Source organism: Streptomyces rishiriensis (genome assembly GCF_003112535.1).
GTDB classification, from domain to species: Bacteria; Actinomycetota; Actinomycetes; order Streptomycetales; family Streptomycetaceae; genus Streptomyces; species Streptomyces rishiriensis.
Window position 1 is genome coordinate 210492 of record NZ_BEWA01000004.1, and the last position, 19714, is coordinate 230205.

At 71.5% G+C, this 19714-nt stretch carries 20 protein-coding genes and 1 tRNA gene; 9 read left to right on the forward strand and 12 right to left on the reverse strand.

What is annotated here, in order from left to right:
• The first annotated feature begins 150 nt into the window (after positions 1 to 150).
• Positions 151 to 738 carry a flavin reductase family protein gene (locus tag Sri02f_RS07940; protein WP_373865077.1) on the forward strand — a complete coding sequence of 196 codons (588 nt, stop codon included), beginning with the start codon at positions 151 to 153 and terminating at the stop codon, positions 736 to 738.
• A gap of 54 nt (positions 739 to 792) precedes the next feature.
• The gene (locus Sri02f_RS07945) at positions 793 to 1320 is read left to right on the forward strand and encodes a GNAT family N-acetyltransferase (RefSeq protein WP_373865078.1); all 528 of its coding nucleotides are present in this window, start codon (positions 793 to 795) and stop codon (positions 1318 to 1320) included.
• 3 nt (positions 1321 to 1323) lie between these two features.
• Here Sri02f_RS07945 and Sri02f_RS07950 read toward each other — a convergent pair whose 3' ends face one another.
• Positions 1324 to 2211 carry a sigma-70 family RNA polymerase sigma factor gene (locus Sri02f_RS07950; RefSeq protein WP_109000377.1) on the reverse strand — a complete coding sequence of 296 codons (888 nt, stop codon included), beginning with the start codon at positions 2209 to 2211 and terminating at the stop codon, positions 1324 to 1326.
• A 171-nt stretch (positions 2212 to 2382) separates the two neighbouring features.
• Complete coding sequence (gene arfB, locus Sri02f_RS07955) at positions 2383 to 2820, reverse strand: alternative ribosome rescue aminoacyl-tRNA hydrolase ArfB (protein ID WP_069770558.1); 438 nt, start codon at positions 2818 to 2820, stop codon at positions 2383 to 2385.
• Positions 2821 to 2983: 163 nt separating this feature from the next.
• Here arfB and Sri02f_RS07960 point away from each other — a divergent pair, with 163 nt between their 5' ends.
• Both Sri02f_RS07960 and Sri02f_RS07965 read left to right on the forward strand, forming a co-directional pair.
• Complete coding sequence (locus Sri02f_RS07960) at positions 2984 to 3559, forward strand: TerD family protein (protein WP_109000378.1); 576 nt, start codon at positions 2984 to 2986, stop codon at positions 3557 to 3559.
• 124 nt (positions 3560 to 3683) lie between these two features.
• Positions 3684 to 4685 carry a bifunctional GNAT family N-acetyltransferase/NUDIX hydrolase gene (locus Sri02f_RS07965; RefSeq protein WP_109000379.1) on the forward strand — a complete coding sequence of 334 codons (1002 nt, stop codon included), beginning with the start codon at positions 3684 to 3686 and terminating at the stop codon, positions 4683 to 4685.
• 4 nt (positions 4686 to 4689) lie between these two features.
• On the opposite strand, the gene Sri02f_RS07970 is transcribed toward Sri02f_RS07965, so the two are convergent.
• On the reverse strand, positions 4690 to 6114 hold the full coding sequence (locus tag Sri02f_RS07970) for a M1 family metallopeptidase (protein ID WP_109000380.1): 1425 nt from the start codon (positions 6112 to 6114) through the stop codon (positions 4690 to 4692).
• Positions 6115 to 6175: 61 nt separating this feature from the next.
• Here Sri02f_RS07970 and Sri02f_RS07975 point away from each other — a divergent pair, with 61 nt between their 5' ends.
• Entirely contained in the window at positions 6176 to 6676 is a 501-nt protein-coding gene (locus Sri02f_RS07975; protein ID WP_109000381.1) for a hypothetical protein, read from the forward strand.
• A gap of 45 nt (positions 6677 to 6721) precedes the next feature.
• Here the strand turns inward: Sri02f_RS07975 and Sri02f_RS07980 are convergent, their stop codons facing one another.
• The 3 genes from Sri02f_RS07980 to Sri02f_RS07990 form a co-directional block, all read right to left on the reverse strand.
• On the reverse strand, positions 6722 to 7435 hold the full coding sequence (locus Sri02f_RS07980; RefSeq protein WP_245970509.1) for a pentapeptide repeat-containing protein: 714 nt from the start codon (positions 7433 to 7435) through the stop codon (positions 6722 to 6724).
• A gap of 107 nt (positions 7436 to 7542) precedes the next feature.
• Positions 7543 to 8220 carry a rhomboid-like protein gene (locus tag Sri02f_RS07985; RefSeq protein WP_245970511.1) on the reverse strand — a complete coding sequence of 226 codons (678 nt, stop codon included), beginning with the start codon at positions 8218 to 8220 and terminating at the stop codon, positions 7543 to 7545.
• A gap of 207 nt (positions 8221 to 8427) precedes the next feature.
• Positions 8428 to 8503 (reverse strand) — tRNA-Thr (locus Sri02f_RS07990).
• A gap of 260 nt (positions 8504 to 8763) precedes the next feature.
• Here Sri02f_RS07990 and Sri02f_RS07995 point away from each other — a divergent pair.
• From Sri02f_RS07995 to Sri02f_RS08005, 3 genes are all read left to right on the forward strand, one after another.
• Positions 8764 to 9852 carry an ABC transporter ATP-binding protein gene (locus Sri02f_RS07995; RefSeq protein WP_109000383.1) on the forward strand — a complete coding sequence of 363 codons (1089 nt, stop codon included), beginning with the start codon at positions 8764 to 8766 and terminating at the stop codon, positions 9850 to 9852.
• A 212-nt stretch (positions 9853 to 10064) separates the two neighbouring features.
• Complete coding sequence (locus Sri02f_RS08000; RefSeq protein WP_109000384.1) at positions 10065 to 10535, forward strand: hypothetical protein; 471 nt, start codon at positions 10065 to 10067, stop codon at positions 10533 to 10535.
• 212 nt (positions 10536 to 10747) lie between these two features.
• On the forward strand, positions 10748 to 11479 hold the full coding sequence (locus Sri02f_RS08005) for a nucleotidyltransferase family protein (protein ID WP_109000385.1): 732 nt from the start codon (positions 10748 to 10750) through the stop codon (positions 11477 to 11479).
• A 302-nt stretch (positions 11480 to 11781) separates the two neighbouring features.
• On the opposite strand, the gene Sri02f_RS08010 is transcribed toward Sri02f_RS08005, so the two are convergent.
• The 6 genes from Sri02f_RS08010 to Sri02f_RS08035 form a co-directional block, all read right to left on the reverse strand.
• Positions 11782 to 13467: a DoxX family membrane protein gene (locus Sri02f_RS08010; RefSeq protein ID WP_167467505.1), complete on the reverse strand. Its 1686-nt coding sequence runs from the start codon at positions 13465 to 13467 to the stop codon at positions 11782 to 11784.
• A 201-nt stretch (positions 13468 to 13668) separates the two neighbouring features.
• Complete coding sequence (gene rlmB, locus Sri02f_RS08015; protein WP_109000387.1) at positions 13669 to 14610, reverse strand: 23S rRNA (guanosine(2251)-2'-O)-methyltransferase RlmB; 942 nt, start codon at positions 14608 to 14610, stop codon at positions 13669 to 13671.
• 99 nt (positions 14611 to 14709) lie between these two features.
• Positions 14710 to 16110 (reverse strand): cysteine--tRNA ligase, encoded by a 1401-nt coding sequence (gene cysS, locus Sri02f_RS08020; RefSeq protein WP_109000388.1) that lies wholly within the window; start codon positions 16108 to 16110, stop codon positions 14710 to 14712.
• 108 nt (positions 16111 to 16218) lie between these two features.
• Complete coding sequence (gene ispF, locus Sri02f_RS08025) at positions 16219 to 16725, reverse strand: 2-C-methyl-D-erythritol 2,4-cyclodiphosphate synthase (protein WP_109000389.1); 507 nt, start codon at positions 16723 to 16725, stop codon at positions 16219 to 16221.
• Complete coding sequence (ispD, locus tag Sri02f_RS08030; protein WP_109000390.1) at positions 16715 to 17467, reverse strand: 2-C-methyl-D-erythritol 4-phosphate cytidylyltransferase; 753 nt, start codon at positions 17465 to 17467, stop codon at positions 16715 to 16717. The genes ispF and ispD overlap by 11 nt, the downstream gene beginning before the upstream one ends.
• 308 nt (positions 17468 to 17775) lie before the next feature.
• On the reverse strand, positions 17776 to 18258 hold the full coding sequence (locus tag Sri02f_RS08035; protein WP_003953493.1) for a CarD family transcriptional regulator: 483 nt from the start codon (positions 18256 to 18258) through the stop codon (positions 17776 to 17778).
• A gap of 785 nt (positions 18259 to 19043) precedes the next feature.
• On the opposite strand from Sri02f_RS08035, the gene Sri02f_RS08045 reads away from it, so the two are divergent.
• A complete protein-coding gene (locus Sri02f_RS08045) occupies positions 19044 to 19697 on the forward strand; it encodes a copper chaperone PCu(A)C domain-containing protein (protein ID WP_109000391.1) in 654 nt (217 codons plus the stop codon).
• Positions 19698 to 19714: the final 17 nt, after the last annotated feature.

Below are 19714 nucleotides of genomic sequence, written 5' to 3' on the forward strand. Positions count from 1 at the left end.
ATGAACATGAACATTTGAGTGGAGTTTCCGCGTTTTTCCTGTGCGTTTCCTGAACACGGACAGAGACCGGATATCGGTCCGCGGTCCTAAGACCCTACTCGGGCGGAGGTCCGATGCGGGGCGCATCGATCGGACACTAGCGTTCCCCGTGTGTCCCTCGATGTGTCTCCCGACGTGCTCAAGACCGTGCCGAAGACTCCCTCCGGGCATGCTGAGGGGGTGAGCAACGACGAGTTCCGCGCCGCCATGTCCCGGCTGGCCGACGGCGTGGTCCTGGTGACCGCGCGCGAACCCTCCCTCGACCCGGACGACCCCGCAGCCCCGGACGGCGAGGACGTCGGCATGACAGCGACGTCCTTCGTGTCGGTCTCCCTCGACCCGCCGCTGGTCCTGGTCGGGCTGCGCACCGGCTCCCGCATGGACGACCTGCTCGACGAACAGCCGCTGTGGGCGGTGTCGGTGCTCTCGGAGAACCAGCGCCACATCGCCGGCCGCTTCGCCATGAAGGGACGCATCAGCGACCGGCTCCTCTTCGAGGACCTCCCCTGCGTCCGCGGCGAGGCCGGCGGCGCGCTCCTGGTCGGCGGCGCGCTGGCCACCCTGGAGTGCCGTACCGAACAACGCGTGTCCGCGGGCGACCACACCCTGGTGATCGGCCGCGTGCTGACCGCGTCGGCGCCGAGCGCGGACGGCGGCCCGCTGGTCTATTTCCGGGGCCGTTACCGGCAGTTGGGCTGACGCCGCCGGAAATGCCGTGGCCGGTCCGGGAACGACGCGCCTAGGGTGCCGGGCATGACAGGCATGACAGGCGTCGACGGCGCCCAGGCGATCACCACGGGTTCACCCCTGCGCCTCGTGGAGATAACCCCCGGCAATTTCGAGGCGGCCACGGGCATTCGCGTCCACCCCGACCAGGAGTTCGCGGTCTGCCCGGTCGTGAAATCCCTCGCGGAGGCCTACGTCCATCCGCCGGGCGTCGCCTGGCCGCGGCTGATCATGGACGGCGACCGGCCCGTCGGCTTCCTCATGGCGTTCCTCGACATCGACTGGAACGGCCGCGGCGACGGCAGCCTGATCCGCTCCGGCCTGTGGCGGCTGAACATCGCCGCCGCCGAACAGGGCTGCGGCTACGGCCGTTTCGCCGTGGAGTCCGTCGCCGCGGAACTGCGCCGCCGCGGCGCCACGGAGATGTACGTGACCTGGCACGAGGGCGAGCACGGCCCCGAGGACTTCTATCTGCGGCTGGGCTTTCGCAAGACCGGCGAGAGGAGCGAGGGCGAGGCCGTCGGCGTCCTCGCCCTGGACCGGCTCGGGTCCTAGGAACTAGACCCCGTCGGGGCCGCCGTCGGGCCGCAGCAGCGTCACCTCCAGCCGGGCCAGGCGCGCGGGATCGGACGTGACGTCGATCAGGGCGATCCGGTCGCGGACGAAGGTGAAGGCGAGCGTGCGCTCCACCCGGCCCTCCACCAGCACCGCCACTCCGGTCGCCCCGTCCACCAGGGCGGGCCGGGCCACGACGGCGAGCCGGGCGAAGCCCGACGCGCCGCGTGCGACCGCGGCCGCCCCCGTGGTCACCACGGCCCCCGAGCGGGCCATGACGTCCGGATCGAGCACCGCGAGCAACCCGTCGAAGTCCCCGTCCCGGGCGGCGGCCAGGAAGGCGTCCACGACCCTGCGCTGCCGGGCCGGGTCGACATCGGGCTCCCGGGCCCCGCGCACCCGCCGCCGACCCCTGCTGGCCAGCTGCCGGGCCGCCTCCGGGGTCCGGTCGACGATCCCCGCCACCTCCTCGTACGGGACCCCGAACAGATCGTGCAGGACGAACGCCAGCCGCTCCGCCGGGGTCAGGGTGTCCAGGACGACGAGGAGGGCCACCCCCACGGAGTCCGCGAGCAGCGCGTCCTGCGCCGGATCGGGCACGGCCGACGCGGCAGGCGTCCAGCTCTCCAGCGGCTCCTCGGCACGCGAACGACGCGAGCGCAGCATGTCCAGGCACACCCGGCCGACGACCGTCGTCAGCCACCCCCCGAGGTTGTCGATGCCCTCGGCCTCACCCCGGCCGGCGCTCCGGCTGAGCCGCACCCACGCCTCCTGCACGGCGTCGTCCGCCTCGGCGCCGGAGCCCAGCATGCGGTGCGCCACGGCGCGCAGCCGCCCGCGGTGCGCCTCGAAGGAGTCGGCGAGGAAGTCGTCGTCGCCCGTCGTCGTCATCGGTCGCATCCCTCGTCACGGTTCGGGCGCCGGCAGCGGTCGTCGAACCCGGCCGGCGTGGTCGTCAGTCACAGGGATGACGCACGGCGCTCCTGAAATGTGACGGATGAAAGGTGACGGATGAAAGGTGACGGACCGAGAAAACCCAGGGGGCGGCGGACGGGACACGGCTCAGCCCCAGTCGCGCCCGGTCCTCCCCCGCTTCGTCTCCGAGCGCTGCTTCTTCTGCCGCAGCCGGCGCTCGTTGATCCCGCGCGGGATGCGCGTCGGCCGGCGCGGCTTGGGCGGCGGTGCGGTCGCCTCGGCGAGCAGCGCGGCCAGGCGCACCGCGGCGGTCTCCCGGTTGCGCCACTGGGAGCGGTGCTCGGAGGCCCGGACCGTGACGACGCCGTCGACGAGCCGCCCGGCCAGCCGCTCCAGCGCCCGCGCCTTCCACACCTCGGGCAGCGCCTCGGTGCGCTCGAGGTCGAAGCGGAGCTCCACCTGCGAGTCGCTGGTGTTGACGTGCTGCCCACCCGGCCCCGAAGACCGCGAGAAACGCCACATGAGCTCGGCCTCGGGAAGGGAGACGGAGCCGCGGACGACATAGGGACCAGACATGCCCACCATGTTCCCGCTCCGGCCCGGCCCGAGTCACGCGAATATCCCTTGGTAAAGAAAGTAAAGAAACGCCAGGTCGCCGGGAACCTTGACCGGCCTCCGCTGCGTTCATAGGGATAGCTGTAGCTTCGTGCCCGCGAAGCCGTACATAACGAGGGAAGGACTCCCAACCATGGCTGTAAGCCTGTCCAAGGGTGGCAACGTCTCGCTCACCAAGGAGGCTCCGGGCCTGACCGCCGTCACCGTGGGCCTCGGCTGGGACGTCCGCACCACCACCGGCACGGACTTCGACCTCGACGCCTCCGCGATCGCGGTCAACCCCCAGGGCAAGGTCTACTCCGACGCCCACTTCGTCTTCTTCAACAACAAGCAGACGCCGGACCAGACCATCGTCCACACCGGCGACAACCGCACCGGCGAGGGCGCGGGCGACGACGAGGCGATCAACGTCAACCTGGCCGGCCTCCCCGCCGACATCGACAAGATCGTCTTCCCGGTCTCGATCTACGACGCGGAGAACCGCTCGCAGAACTTCGGCCAGGTCCGCAACGCCTACATCCGCATCGTCAACCAGGCCGGCGGCGCCGAGATCGCCCGCTACGACCTCTCCGAGGACGCCGCCACCGAGACGGCCATGGTCTTCGGCGAGCTCTACCGCAACGGCGCCGAGTGGAAGTTCCGCGCGGTCGGCCAGGGCTACGCATCCGGCCTCGTCGGCATCGCGCAGGACTTCGGCGTCAACGTCTGACACCCGAGGCCACACAGCGACACCGCCGCACAGCGACACCCGGACCGCCCCGCCCAGCACCTCGCCGGGCGGGGCGGCCCGCGTCCGGGCCCCGCCCCGGAACCGATGCCCCTAGCCTGCGGCCATGCTCCTCGACGCACTGCGCCTCACCCCGGACCACGACATCCCCGCCCCCCTCCTCACCGAACTCACCGCCCTCTACGCCTCCCACCGCGCGTTCCACGCCCTCAGCGGCGACTTTCCGGACCCGGACGACATCCGGCCGGAACAGGTGGCCGCGGCCCTCGCCGGGGAGCTCACCGACCCGCACGCCGAGGTGCTGCTCGCCCGCAGCCGCGGACAGCTCGTCGGCATCGCCGTCACGCTCGCACAGCACCCGGACCGCGCGGACCCCGACCCCTGGATCGGGCTGCTGATGGTCGACGCCGCCGTACAGGGCCAGGGGTTCGGACGCCGCATCGCCGAGCGCGTCGAGGAACGCCTGCGCGCAGCCGGCCACGACGCCGTCCGGCTCGCCGTCCTCGACGCCAACCCCGCAGGCCTCGCGTTCTGGACCGCGCTCGGGTACGAGGTCATCGACCACCGGCCCGACCTGCAACTCGGCCGCCCCTGCGCCGTGTTGCGCAAACAGCTCGTCATCCCCCGACGCGCCGCCCGCATCGCCGTCGTCGCCCCCGACAGGTCCGTGTTCCTCTTCCGCTACGACAACGACGACACCGGGGTGCACTGGGCACTGCCCGGCGGCGGCCTCGTCGAGGGCGAGTCGCCGCGCGAGGCCGCCCTGCGGGAACTGCGCGAGGAGACCGGGTGGACGGACCTGGAGCCCGGTCCCCTGCTGTGCACATGGCAACACGACTTCACCCGCACCCACGCCCGGCTTCGCACGAGCACGGGGACGCCCCTCCGCGTCGTCGTCCGCCAGAACGAGGACGTCTACGTCACCCCCGGCCCGCGCCGCGAACCCGCCGGCCCCGGCCTGGCCGCCGCCCACGCCACGGACGGCATCCTCGGCTGGCGCTGGTGGACCCGCGAGGAACTCGCCGAGGAACCGGAGCCGGTATGGCCCTCCCGCCTCGCCCGGCTGCTCGACGAGTGGGAGACGGGCCGCCGACCCGACCCGGCGTGAGCCCTCAGGGGCGCGGCGGCCTTCCCTCCCCGTACAGCCAGTCCGCCCAGACCTCGCCGAAGTCCACATCCGGCGCCCGCTTCTCGACGTACGCCGTGAAGTCGTCCGTATCGGCGTTGCCGTGACGGTGCGCGGCGGCCCAGCCCCACAGAAGGTCGTAGAAGGCGTCGTCGTCGCCGAGGACCTGACGGATGCGGTGGATCACCATCGCGCCCCGCTGGTAGACCGGGGACTCCGAGATGTACGCGGCACCCGTGGGCTTCGCGGGCGGGAAGTCCCACAGGTCCTCGTACGTCTCCGTGCCGTCCTCGTACAGCTCCGTGAAGGACTCCTCCGCCGTCGCCCCGCCCTCGTCCTCCGTCCACACCCACTCGGCGTACGTCGCGAGGCCCTCGCTGAGCCACATGTCCCGCCAGGTCCTCGGCGTGACCGAGACCCCGAACCACTGGTGGGCGATCTCGTGGACGAACGTCCTCATGTCAGGAGCCCCGGGGAAGACGGGACGGTTCTGCGTCTCCAGGGCGTACCCCGCATCGTCCGGACCGTCCACGATCGCGCCGACGGAGGAGAAGGGATAGGGGCCGAAGTTCTCCTGCGCCCACTCCATGACCTCGGGAAGCCGGGCGAGCACCGCACGGCTCGCGCCCGCCTGCGAGGGGTCGACCGCGACATACGCCGGCCGGCCGTCCCCCATCGACGGACGGGTGACCGTGTAACGGCCGATCGCCAGCGTCGCCGCATAACTCGCCATCGGCTCCGCGGTGTGCCAGACGAACGTCGTACGCCCGTCCGACGTGGCCCGCACGCTGCGCAACTCGCCGTTGGAGACGGCCGTCAGCCCCTTCGGAACGGTGACGGCGACGTCGTACGACGCCTTGTCGGCGGGGTGATGAGAGCCGGGGAACCAGGCCATCGAGCCCGTCGGCTCGCCGAGAGCGAGCGCACCGTCCTCCGTGCGCAGCCAGCCCTCCTCGGAACCGTCCGGATCCGTGATCGTCAGCGGGCTTCCGGAGTAACGGACCCGCACCTCGAAGGTCTCCCCGCCGGCGAGCACCTCCGACGGGCGGACGATCAGCTCCTGGCCGTCCCGGCGGAACTCCGCGCCGACGCCGTCGACGCGCACCTCCTCGACCTCCATGCCCACCAGATCCAGATCGAACGCGGACAGATCCTGGGTCGCACGGGCCGTGACGACCGCGGTTCCGCTCAGACGGCCGCCCTCGGGCACATAGGAAAGGGTGAGACCGTAGTGCGAGACGTCGTAGCCGCCGTTGCCCGCCTTCGGGAAATACGGGTCGCCGACCCCGACCGCGCCGCGGGACCCCCCGGAGCCACCCGAACCGCCCGGTGAGCCACCATCGCACGCGACGAGGACGAGACCGCAGACCAATAACGCGGCGACCGGGACGAGACGTGCGGATCGGGGCATGCCGGCGATCCTATGGCGACGTCCGACAACACCCACGCGAGGGCGTGACACCATCGCCTACGTGCTCGACATCGGCTACGCCCTCTCCAACCGCTTCCCGGACCCGCCCCAGACGGACTACCGGCGCGCAGACGTCCACACCCTGCGCCACGACCTGTTCTGCGGCGACGTCTACCTCGCCGACACCAAGGCGGACCGCGAGCTGTCCACAGCCTGGGGATGGGTGCCGGTGCTCGACTTCGCCTGGGCGCTGTGCGACATCGTGGAGAACGTCGACCAGGACCCGGCGGGCTCCCGCGCCTCCCGCCCCCAGTACGCGGAACTGGACTTCACCGAGTCCACCGACCGCATGCTCTTCCGGCGCCGCTTCGGCTGGGTGGACATCGAAGCCGACTGGATGCCGCCCGAGGAACCCCCGCTCACCTTCTCCCACGCCGAACTCCGCCGCGAGGCACGCGACTTCCTCCACGACCTCCTCGCCGACCTCACCGACCTGCACGAGGACCTCGGCGAGAACCCGGCCGTCTGGACCCTGCAGGCACGCTTCCCCCGGGTGGGATGAGCGCCGGACGGCGCCGGGCGCCGCACCCACGGACCACCGCCCGCCTCAGCCCTCCACCCTGATCCCCAGCTCGGCCGCCAGCACCGCCGCCAGGTCGAGCAGTTGGGCAGGACTGATCACCGCGCCCGACAACCGGTCCACACCACCCGCGAGCCCCAGCTCCGCCGCACCGCGCAGGTCCACGTCCGTCAGCGTCGCCGCCGTGAAGTCCGCCGCCTTCAGAGCGCAGTCGACGAACTCGACACGCTCCAGCCGGGCACCGCCGAAATCGGGCTCGACCAGCACACACCCCTCGAAGACGACGTCCCGCAGCCGCGCCTGACGCAGATTCAGGTAGTCGATCTTGCCACCGCGCACCACGACCCGCTCCAGCACCGCCCCGTACAACTGAGCGCCCCCCAGCCGCGCGTCGAGCAGCTCGACGTCACGCAGGGTCGCCTCCGCCAGATCCGTGCCCACCCCCCGCGGACCGGTCAGAACCGAGTCGAGGAAACGCGCGCGCCGCAGTCTCGTCCCATCCAGCGCGCAGCCCGTCAGCGCGCAGTCCATGAAGCGCGCTCCCCCGCCGTCCTGCCCGGCGAGATCCAGATCGCGCCACTCCACACCGTCGTAATCCCCGTCGGGCTCCAGCCCCCCGCCCCCGAACGGCTCCAACGCAGGCAACCGCACCTCCGGACGCCGGGCGCCCTTCACGGCCGCACCCGCCCTGCCCCCGGTCCTGCCCGTGTCGCCGGTCCTCCCGGCCCCAGTCCTCGCCATGCCCCCCATGCTGCACCCCACCACTGACAATCCCCGCCGCGAAGGCAGCCCCGCGACCCCCGCGACAGACGCGACCCCAGCACCGACGCATCCGGCCGCCCGGCTGCTCATGGCCGGAAGCCACCCGTCGGAGCCGCCCCCGCCTCCTTCGGATCCCGCACCGTCTCCCGCCCCCTGACCAGCGGATAACACCCCAGCCCGATCAGCACGGACACGAAGTGCCCGAAGTCGGTGAAGGTCGGCGCGACCGCCAGCGGAATCCCGTAGAAGACGAGGAGCCCCGCCAGATACCCGTACCGCCACGGCGAACCGATCCGGTAGACCAGTACCGCCGCCACCCCCGCCAGCGCATAGCTCACCCCCACGTCCAAGGAGTTGACCGACGACCGCGGCGCCAGTCCGTCCTGGATGGCCACCGCCAGCGCACCCTCGCTGATCAACGTCGCCAGCACATGCGCGGCCGCACACACCGCCAGCCACCGCGCCGTCCCCAGCCACCGCTCGGCCTGCGCGTGGAAGACGGAGTACAGCGCCACATACGGCACCCAGTGCCCGCCGTCGATCCACATCGCGCTCGCCACCAGCACCCGCACCGGATGCCGCGACAGCTCATGGATGTTCGTCGACCGCTGCCGCAGAAAGTCCTGCTCGAACTCCGGGGACATGTGATGGAGCGCCACCGTCGTGACGAACAGCACCGCCAGCCACACATGGGTGCCGGGCGCACGGCGCACGTACGCCCACACCGCCCGCCGAACCCGGGAAACCCCCGTGAGCCGATTCACCCAGCCAGTATCGTCCGGAAGATTCCGACATTCCGGGCACCCTGACGACAGAACGGGTAAAGAACAGCGAGCCCGCCCCGCCGGCCGCCCTCACCACCGACGCCATCCGCCCCCACGGGGGCAAGAGCCGCACCGGCCCACGGAAAGCCAAGGAGAGAGACAGAAAAAGCCCAGGCCAGAAAGGTTCTGACCTGGACTTTCCCGTCGAGCCCCCTGTCGGATTCGAACCGACGACCTGCTGTTTACAAGACAGCCGCTCTGGGCCGGACTGAGCTAAGGAGGCACCGCACGCCATCACGCGCGCGAGGCGGCTCCACTGTACACAGGCCCCCGTTCATCGGGCCACGCACTTCTCCCTCAGCAAAGGTGCGGCGCTCTGCCTCGTTCGGGAGTTCCCCTGAAGTTCACATGTCCTCAAGTGCTGACAGACCGGGAAACGCCAGGTACCGTCCTGACCCAGTTCGCTCATGTGGACTACACCAACCACCTTCCTACAACGGATCGTCCGGCACGTTCCTGCCGGTAGAAGGGGGCCTTCGAGCCATGGCCACTGTCACTTTCGACAAGGCGACCCGGGTCTACCCGGGCTCCACCAAGCCCGCCGTCGACGGACTCGACATCGAGATCGCGGACGGCGAGTTCCTCGTCCTGGTCGGTCCGTCCGGTTGCGGCAAGTCCACCTCGCTCCGGATGCTCGCGGGGCTCGAGGACGTCAACGGCGGTGCGATCCGCATCGGCGACCGTGACGTGACGCACCTGCCGCCGAAGGACCGGGACATCGCCATGGTGTTCCAGAACTACGCCCTGTACCCGCACATGACGGTCGCCGACAACATGGGCTTCGCGCTCAAGATCGCCGGCGTCAACAAGGCGGAGATCCGGCAGAAGGTCGAGGAGGCCGCGAAGATCCTCGACCTCACCGAGTACCTGGACCGCAAGCCGAAGGCTCTCTCCGGCGGTCAGCGTCAGCGTGTGGCGATGGGCCGTGCGATCGTGCGTGAGCCGCAGGTGTTCCTCATGGACGAGCCGCTGTCCAACCTGGACGCCAAGCTGCGTGTGTCGACGCGTACGCAGATCGCGTCGCTGCAGCGCCGTCTCGGCATCACCACCGTGTACGTCACCCACGACCAGGTCGAGGCCCTGACCATGGGCGACCGTGTGGCGGTCCTCAAGGACGGTCTGCTCCAGCAGGTCGACACCCCGCGCAACATGTACGACAGGCCCGCGAACCTCTTCGTGGCCGGCTTCATCGGCTCCCCGGCGATGAACCTCGTCGAGGTGCCGATCGCCGACGGCGGCGTGAAGTTCGGCAACTCGGTGGTGCCGGTGCAGCGTGACGCGCTGTCCGCGGCCACGGACAAGACGGTCACCGTCGGCGTCCGCCCGGAGCACTTCGACGTGGCCGGTCCCGACGGGGACCAGGGTCTCGCGGTCGTGGTGAACGTGGTCGAGGAGCTCGGCTCGGACGCGTTCGTGTACGGCACCGCCAAGGTGGGCGACGAGTCGAAGGACCTCGTGGTCCGGGTCGGCGGCCGTGACGTCCCGGAGAAGGGCAGCACGCTGCACGTCGTCCCGCGTGCGGGCGAGACCCACGTGTTCTCGACGTCGACGGGCGCGCGTCTTTCGGACTGACGCACAGGATTGAATCCGGGTGATTCACCCGGATTGACGAAGAGGGCCCCGCAGCCTGCTGCGGGGCCCTCTTCCGCGTCCGCAGAATCCCCGGCACAGCGGACATTTCGCCGGGCGCTCGTCAACCCCTTACCCAATGGAGGGCACGACATCATCCCCCGTCCGGGTGACTAAATGTCGCCAAATCATTACTGCACGCTACCCTCTCACGCGTGAAGCACTCCGCGAACCACTCCACCACCCAGCGCACGCGCAGCGGCCGGGGCGGCCCAGCCCGCCGGATCGGCCGCTCGCTCGCCCTCGTCCTGCCCGTCGTCATGGTGCTCTCCGGGACCCTCGCGGTCACCCGGGTCAACTGGTCGGGGAACCCCTCGGATTCGGTGCTCACCGCCTCCGACGTCTCCACCGCGCACCAGTCCTCGCACCAGGCCGCCAAGGCCCCGCAGGACGTCCTGCGCGACCAGCTGCTGGCCGAGCTCCAGGAGAAGGATCCGGGCGTCGCCCTGACCCATCTCCAGGCCGCCGTGAACGGCAAGCCGTCGCTGGCCAGACACTGCTCCTCCATCGCCCGTGCCCTCGGTCGCGCCGCGGTCCGCATGTACGGTCCCTCGCGCGCCCAGTCGTACGCCCGCCCGGTGTGCGACACGGCCTTCGCCTCGGGCGTTCTGGCGGCGCGGGGCTGAGGCGCGGGGCCGGAGCCCGGACAGCGCGCCGGACATGGGGCCGGGCGCAGGGCCGGGTCCAGGGCTGAAGCGCCGGCTCAGGCAGGAATCCCAGGCAGGAATCCCAGGCAGAGGGCCCGGTCGCCGGGCCCTGGCATCCGTACCGGGACGTGCGGCTCCTCATCCACCGGGGGAACCGTACGTCCCGCTCTTGCGGCACGTACAGTGCGGGCATGACCGATCCGCACACCGCGTCCCGCCCCACGCAAGCCGTCATCCTGGCCGGTGGCCAGGGGTCGCGGCTGCGCCCGTACACCGACGACCGGCCCAAGCCGATGGTCGAGATCCCCGGTACGGGGACGCCGATCATCGGTCATCAGCTGCGCTGGCTCGCCGAGGAGGGCGTGACCGACGTCGTCGTCTCCTGCGGCCATCTCGCCGAGGTGCTGCAGGACTGGCTGAAGTCGGCCGATCTACCCGTGGCGGTCACCACCGTCGTGGAGACCGAGCCTCTGGGCCGCGGCGGCGGTCTGAAGTACGCGGCCGCGCGCCTCCCGCACCCCGACCGTTCCTGGTACGCCACCAACGGCGACATCTGGACCCGTTTCTCGCTGCGCGAGATGGCCGACTTCCACACCGAGCGCGACGCCATAGCGACCCTGGCGCTGGCGCGTCCGCGCATCCCGTGGGGCGCGGTGCAGACGGACGGGTTCGGTCACATCACCGACTTCATCGAGGCGCCGCCCACGACGTACGAGATCAACGCGGGCGTGTACGTCTTCTCGCCGGAGTTCGCGGGGCTGCTGCCCGAACGCGGCGATCATGAGCGGACGACGTTCCCGCATCTGGCCCGTGTGCGGCGGCTGGCCGGCTTCCCGCTCCCGCAGGGGGCGTACTGGCGGGCCATCGACACGGCGAAGGATCTGACCGAGGCGGCGAAGGAGCTGGCCGCGGTTCGTCGCTGAGCGTCGCCCTGCCGGGCCTTGAGGGGGGCGGGTCGGGGGGCGGGTCGAGGGGGATGGGTCGTGTTCGGCTGCCGGTCCGGTGAGGGGGCCGGTCGCCGCCGCGTGGCGGAGCCGCGCATCGCCCCATGCCGCACATCGGCACAGCCCCGCGTCCCGTAATCCCGTGTTCCGCGCCTCGCCTCGCATTCCGCATTCCGCGTTCCGCGTTCCGCGTTCCGCGTGAAAACGACCTGGGTGCCGTGCGCTGTGCAGCGCACGGCACCCAGGTCGTCTTGGACGTCCGCTCTGCCCGAGCAGGCGCCCTACCCGAGCAGGCCGCCCACCAGGCCCGGCTGGCCCGAGGACGACGAGCCGCCGTCAGAGCCGCTGCCGCCGCCGTGCGTGGAGCCGCCGGAGGAGGCCGAGCCGCCGGAGGAGGGGCCCGAGCCGGTGGCCGGGGCGTGCTCCTGCGGGGTGGACCGCTCGTGCGGGGCCTCGCCCGCGGTGCCCTGGGTCTGGCTGGGCGCACCCGCGCCGGAGCCGCCGGCGGTGCCGGAGTCGTGGGTCTTGGAGGGCTCGCTGTCCGTGCCGGCCGTCGGGGACGCCGAGGCGGCTCCGTGGGTGGGCGAGGTGGACGCGGAGGGCTGCTGCCGGGAGGCCTTGTGCGAACCGGACTGCTCGGGGAGCGGCGAGCCGGGCAGTTCGTTGCGCGGGGGCTCGCCCGGGCCGGGCACGACCACGCGGTCGGCGTCGCGGACGGCGCCGCCGAGCAGGGAGCCGACGAGCAGGGTGAGGCCGACGGCGATCGCGGTGACGAGGGCGCCGCGGCGCAGCACGTAGCGGCGCAGCTCCCACAGGTCGGTGCGGGGGCCGAGACGGCGCCAGGCGCCCGCGGCGAGCCGGCCGTCGACGGAGTAGACGGGGGCGCCGGCGATGATCAGCGGCGACCAGGCGGCGAGGTAGATGATGTCGGGGGTGTCGTAGACCGGGACGGTCTTCCAGCTGACGGTGACGATGAGCGCGGCCGAGAGTCCGGCGCCGAGCACCGCGGCGACGCGCTGCCAGCAGCCCAGGACCGTGAGGACGCCCACGACGACCTGGAGGAAGGCGATGACGAGGCCGGAGCCGACGGGGTGGTGCAGGGCGAACTGGCGCATGGGCTCGGCGACTTCCCAGGGGTGCAGGGTGTCGAGCCACTTGACCATGGAACCGCGCTTGCCGCCGTCGAAGTAGACGGGGTCGCACAGCTTGCCCATGCCGGCGTAGATGGAGATGAAGCCGAGGAAGACGCGCAGCGGGAGGAGGACGACGCCGAGGTTCATCCGGCGGCCGGGGTAGTAGGCGTGCCGGGCGGGGTCGTCGCTCTGGCGGCGGCTGCGCCGGGTCGGTTCGGCGTCCGGGCCGCGGCCGTGGCCGATCTCGCCGAAGTCCTCGAACTGGGCGTCGTCGTAGGCGGGTTCGTCGTAGGCGCTGCCTACGGTGCGCATGTTCGGCAGGAGGCGGTGTTCGCCGGCGGCGGGCGTGCGCTGGGCTCCGACGAGCGGGGTCTCCAGGGTCTGGGCGGCGAGTCGGCCGTCGTAGCCCCGGCCGTCGGCGCCGACGCGGGGGATGACCTGGGTGGCCCCGGCGTCGGCCGTCGGCGGTTCGCCGTGGCCGACGCTGCCTGCCCGCACGGCCTGCAGCAGTCGGTGGGCGCCGGTGTCGTCCGGGGCGGACTTGCCGCTCCAGACGACGGCCCGCCGGCGGCCTCCGGCAGCGGCGCCCGCTCTGCCCGCCGCCCCGACGAGGGGCATGCGCGCGGTGTCATCGATGGCGCTCACGTGCCGGGCGATCCGCGGGGATTGGTTACGCCGCGCCGACGCGCCGAGCTGCACGCGGAAGCTCGCGTGGCTGACGATGATCTGCGCCGGGTCGCTCGGCACCTTCACCATGCTCAGCGCGGGAGCGTCGTCGAATCCCGACGAGCGGTCCCCCGTGGGTGTGCGGGGTGTTCTGGTGTCCACACTCATCTAACCGAGTGACGTGTGGTTAGGACACTGCTTTGACTCGGCGGATCTGTCCGGACTCCGTCAAGGTTGTACTACGCGCCGGGGTTGACCCGTTCGGGTGAGCTTGCGGACATCCGTGCGCCCCGGTCCGCAAGCCCACCCGGTCCGCAAGCCCACCCGGTCCGCAAGCCCACCCGGACCGCAAGCTCCCCCGGACCGCGGTCAGCTCCTGCGCCGGGCCGCCTCGTAGAGCACGATGCCCGCCGCCACACCCGCGTTGAGGGATTCGGCGCCGCCCGGCATGGGGATCCGCACCCGGAAGTCGCAGGTCTCGCCGACGAGCCGGGAGAGCCCCTTGCCCTCGCTGCCGACGACGATGACGACCGGACCGTCGAGGGCCGGCAGCTCGCCGACCTCGTGCTCCCCGTCGGCGGCCAGGCCGACGATCGCGATGCCGGCCTTCTTGTAGGCCTCCAGGGCGCGGGTGAGGTTGGTGGCGCGGGCGACCGGGGTGCGGGCGGCGGCGCCGGCGGACGTCTTCCAGGCGCCGGCGGTCATCCCGGCCGCGCGGCGCTCGGGGACGACGACGCCGTGGCCGCCGAAGGCGGAGACGGAGCGGACGACGGCGCCGAGGTTGCGCGGGTCGGTGACGCCGTCGAGGGCGACGATCAGCGGGTCCTCGCCGCCGTCGTAGGCCGCGGCGGCCAGGTCCTCGGGGTGGGCGTACTCGTACGGCGGGACCTGCAGGACCAGGCCCTGGTGGTTGAGGCCGTTGGTCATGCGGTCCAGTTCGGGGCGGGGGGCCTCCATCAGGTGGATGCCGCCGCGCTCGCCGACGAGCTGGAGCGCCTCGCGCACCCGCTCGTCGTTGTCGATGAACTGCTGGACGTACAGCGTCGTCGCCGGGACGCCCTCGCGCAGCGCCTCGACGACGGGGTTACGGCCGACGACCATCTCGGACGTGCCCTTGCCGCCGCGGCCGCGCGGCGCGGGCCGGCGTGCGGCCTGCTTCGCCTTGGCGTTCGCGATGCGGTTCGCCTTGTGCTTCTTGCGCATCTCGGCGGGCGGGGTCGGACCCCTGCCCTCCAGGCCCTTGCGTCGCTGGCCGCCACTGCCGACCTGCGCGCCCTTCTTGCCGGACATGCGGCGGTTGTTGGCTGCCATGAGTCACTCGTCTCCGTGAGCTTCGTACAAACGTCTTATGCAGTGTGCCGCCCGGGGGGCCGGGCGGCACAGTCGATCAAGGACGGGCCCGTGGCCGTCCTAGCGCGGACCCAGGGTCCAGCGCGGGCCCTGCGGGCCGTCCTCGATGGTCAGGCCGGACTGGGTGAGCTGGTCGCGGATGGCGTCCGCGGTCGCCCAGTCCTTGCGCGCGCGGGCCGACTGGCGCTGGTCCAGAACGAGGCGTACGAGGCTGTCGACCACGCCGTGCAGGTCCTCGCCCCGGCTCTCCTCGCCGGCCCAGTGGGCGTCGAGCGGGTCCAGACCGAGGACGCCGAGCATGGCGCGCACCTCGGCGAGGCGGGCCACGGCGGCTTCCTTGTCGTCGGCGGCGAGGGCCGAGTTCCCCTGCCGGACCGTCGTGTGCACGATGGCCAGGGCCTGGGGAACGCCCAGGTCGTCGTCCATCGCCTCGGCGAACGCGGGGGGCACCTCGGCCGCGGGCTCGACGACTCCGCCGCTCTTCTCGATGACGCGCTGCACGAAGCCCTCGATCCGCGCGAACGCCGACTCGGCCTCGCGCAGGGACTCCTCGCTGTACTCGATCATCGAGCGGTAGTGCGGGGTGCCGAGGTAGTAGCGCAGCACGATCGGGCGCCACTGCTTGACCATCTCGGAGACGAGGACGCTGTTGCCCAGCGACTTCGACATCTTCTCGCCGCTCATGGTGACCCAGGCGTTGTGCACCCAGTACCGGGCGAACTCGTCGCCGTAGGCCTTGGCCTGGGCGATCTCGTTCTCGTGATGCGGGAAGATCAGGTCGAGGCCGCCGCCGTGGATGTCGAAGGCGGAGCCCAGGTACTTGTGCGCCATGGCCGAGCACTCCAGGTGCCAGCCGGGGCGGCCGCGGCCCCAGGGGGTCTCCCAGTCGGGCTCGCCCGGCTTGCTCGCCTTCCACATCGCGAAGTCGCGCGGGTCGCGCTTGCCGGTGATGCCTTCCTCGGCGGGCTGGCGCAGGTCGTCGAGGTCCTGGTTGGACAGCTCCAGGTACCCGGGGAAGGAGCGCACGTCGAAGTAGACGCTGCCGTCGGCCGCGTAGGCGTGGCCGCGCTCGATGAGGCCGCGCATCATCTCGATCATCTCGGGGACGTGCCCGGTGGCGCGCGGTTCATAGGTCGGCGGGAGGCAGCCGAGGGCGTCGTAGCCGTCGTTGAAGGCCCGCTCGTTCTCGTACCCGATGGACCACCAGGGGCGGCCCTGGTCGTGCGACTTCGCGATGATCTTGTCGTCGATGTCGGTGACGTTGCGGATGAACGTGACGTCGTAGCCGCGGTGGATGAGCCAGCGGCGCATGATGTCGAAGTTCAGGTAGGAGCGGACGTGCCCGATGTGCGGGGCGGCCTGCACGGTGGCGCCACAGAGGTAGATCGAGACGCAACCCGGCGTGAGCGGGATGAAGTCACGGATCTGCCGGGCGCTGGTGTCGTACAGGCGAATGGTCACCCCACCAGGGTAGTGGGCGCGGGGCAGTGCCCCGGGCCCCTTCCGCCCAAGGGCCACATATTCGTGACATGCCGGGGCACGGGCCGGGGCGTGCGCCGCGGCGGGGGTTCAGCCGGTGCGCGCGACCAGCGCCGTGGCGATCGCCATCAGGCCTTCGTCCCGCCCGGGGAAGCCCAGTCCGTCCGTGGTCGCGCCGGACACCGACACCGGGGCTCCCGCCGCCTCCGAGAGGATCTTCTGGGCCTCGTCGCGCCGCTTGCCGATCTTGGGCCGGGGGCCGACGACCTGGACGGCGACGTTGCCGATGACGAAGCCGGCCGCGCGCACGATCCGGGCCGCCTCGGTGAGCAGGGTGACGCCCGCGGCGCCGGACCACTCGGGGCGGCCGGTGCCGAAGTGCTGTCCGAGGTCGCCGAGGCCCGCGGCGGAGAAGAGCGCGTTGCAGGCGGCGTGCGCGACGACGTCCGCGTCGGAGTGCCCGGCCAGTCCGGGGCCCTCCCCTTCCCACTTCAGGCCCGCGCACCACAGCTCGCGGCCCTCCTCGAAGGCGTGGATGTCGGTGCCGATGCCGACCTGGGGCAGCGGGGTCCCGGCGAACGGCGTCTCAGAAGCCATCGTTGAGCCTCCTGCGGGCCAGGACCGCCTCCGCGAGGACCAGGTCCAGGGGGCGGGTGACCTTGAAGGCCTCCTCGTGGCCGGGGACGACCACGACCGTCAGGCCGAGCTGCTCGACCATGCCGGCGTCGTCGGTGACGTCCTTCTCGACCGTCTCGTGGGCGCGGACCAGGGTGGCGCGGTCGAAGCCCTGCGGGGTCTGCACGGCGCGCAGGCGGGCTCGCTCGGGGGTGGCGACGACCGGCTCGGCGTCGCCGGGGGCTGCGGCCGGCTCGACCTCCTTCACGGTGTCCGCGAGCGGCAGCGCGGGCACGACGGCCGGGGCGCCCTCGCGGACGGCCTCGATGACGGCGTCCACCGTGTCGACGGGGACGAGAGGCCGGGCGGCGTCGTGGACCAGCACGATCTCGTACTCGGGCGGCAGGGCGTCCAGGCCCAGCTTCACCGATTCCTGGCGGGTGTCGCCGCCGGGGACGACCAGGAAGTCGGTGCGGTCGGGCAGCGCGTGCGCGTCGAGCAGCGACTTGACCCCGGCGGCGCCGTCGGGCGGGGCCACGACGACCACCAGGGAGACGGCGCGGGAGGCGGCCAGGGCGCGTACCGCGTGGATCAGCATGGGCGTGCCGCTCAGCGCGCGCAGTGCCTTGGGTGCGCCCGGACCGAGGCGGACGCCCCGGCCGGCGGCCGGAATCACCGCGGCCGTGCGGGCGGGCGCGGGGGAGGGACGCGAATCGTCAGACATCGGTTCCTGTCAGGTTTGTGTGCTGGCCTGCCGTGGGTATGGCCTGGGAAGTGCCGGGCGCGACGCCTTGACCGACCCTTCCGTGACGCACCGGTCGAGGCAGCAGCCCGGGCCCGGCACACCAAAGTATCGGGGGGTCACCCCCGTGAGGGCGGGGCATGGGGCAGGCGGTCGGAGCGGGGCGGTCCGGCGATGTCCGAACGTGAACATGCCGCAGCGCCCGGCGACGGGAGATACGTCATCGGGCACCGCGGCAGTTCAGTGTTCTTCAGTGTTCTTCGGTGTGCCGAGGCCGGTGAGAGCCGGCGTCAGGACGCGAGAACCTCGTCGAGCAGGGCTTCGGCCTTGTCCTCGTTGGTGTTCTCCGCGAGAGCGAGCTCGCTCACCAGGATCTGGCGGGCCTTGGCGAGCATGCGCTTCTCACCGGCGGAGAGTCCGCGCTCGCGCTCACGACGCCACAGGTCACGCACGACTTCCGCGACCTTGATGACATCGCCGGAGGCGAGCTTCTCCAGATTTGCCTTGTAACGACGCGACCAGTTCGTGGGCTCCTCGGCGTACGGCGCGCGCAGCACCTCGAAGACCCGGTCCAGCCCGTCCTGACCGACCACATCACGCACGCCGACGAACTCCGCATTGTCCGCTGGCACACGTACCGTCAGGTCGCCCTGGGCGACCTTCAGCACCAAGTAGGTCTTGTCCACGCCTTTGATCTGGCGAGTTTCGATAGCCTCGATCAGCGCGGCCCCGTGATGGGGATAGACCACGGTGTCGCCAACCTTGAACGTCATGTGACAGGTACCCCTTCCGTGGCTATCCAGGGTAACACGGAAACTCCGGGTTCTGAATGGCGTTTTCGCAGGTCAGGGCATATCTCGGGGCTTGACAACACCAACACGGACGTGCTGCGGAGGGCCTGCGGGGGCAGGTATCCGCAGGTCGGAGCCGCTCTCCGAGGGGGGAGAAACGCGTACGCTACACGCACCCGAAGTCCCGCCCGAACGGCCGAACGTCCACATATGTCCGCTTCCGCATGTGCGACTTCCGTTACTCCGTTCGGTGCGCCCGGCCGGTTACGAGCCGTTTCTTGAATTGATCATCAGCCGTTCGGCCGGGGGCGTGATCAATTCCGGAACGGGCGCGCATTCCTTCACGGAAAATCCGCGGCCGGACGTGGACCGCGCTTATGGGAATGACGCGCGAGCAGGTGGACCACGGATGAAGCCAATGTGACTCACGGGTCGCGAGCGACCGTCGGGACGGGTGTGTCGGGACGGGTGTGTCAGGACGGGTGTGACGGGGGGCGCCGGCCATCAGCCGCGAGACGGCGGGGAGTGCGGCCTGAGGCGCGGCCGGAAGTGCGACCGGGAGAGTGGCCGGAAGTGCGACCGGGAGAGTGGCCGGACGTGCGGCCGGGAGAGTGGCCGGGAGGTCCGTCGGGCCCGAGATCACTCCAGAGGCGGGTCGGGTGCGGCGGCGTGGGAAGGGCTCGGTAACCTGAGGCTGCTGACAGACCCTTAGGACGGCTTTGTTCAAAGGAAAGCCGCCCGCGCGTACAAAAGGAGTTGCCGCCGCCGTGAGCAGCAGCCTTCGACGCGGCGCCCTCGCCGCCTCCGCCATCGCGTTCTCGATCGCCTCGCTCGCCGCCTGCGGCGCCGGCAACGACTCCCAGACCCTGGAGATCAAGCCGGACAACGCCGCCGCCCACGTCGGCCAGATCAAGCTGCAGAACGTCCTCGTCATCACCCAGCCCGACCTGCAGTCGACCGGTCCCGCGGTGATCTCGGCGACGGTCTTCAACGGCAGCGACAACCCCCAGACCCTGGAGTCCGTCGCCCTCGACGGCACGGGCAAGTCCGCCGAGCTCAAGCCCGCCAAGGGCCACGGCAAGATCACCGTCCCGGCCCACGGCTCGGTCGTCATCGGCGGAGCGAACAACGCCTCCGCCGTCCTGCCGAGCAGCCGTGAGGCCGTTCAGGACGGCAACGCGCAGAAGGTGACCTTCACCTTCAGCGAGACCGGCGCGGTCAGCCTGCGCGCCTTCGTCGTCCCCGCCGAGGGCTACTTCTCCTCCTGGGGCCCCAGCTCCGTCCCCAGCGCCTCGGCCAAGCCCTCGCCGTCGCCGTCCGGCAACGCGTCGCCCTCCGGCAGCGCGTCGCCCTCCGGGAACGCCTCGCCGTCCGGCGCGGCGTCCGGATCGCCGTCCGGCTCGGCCTCCCCGAACGCGTAGGCCGCAGCCGGCCACTG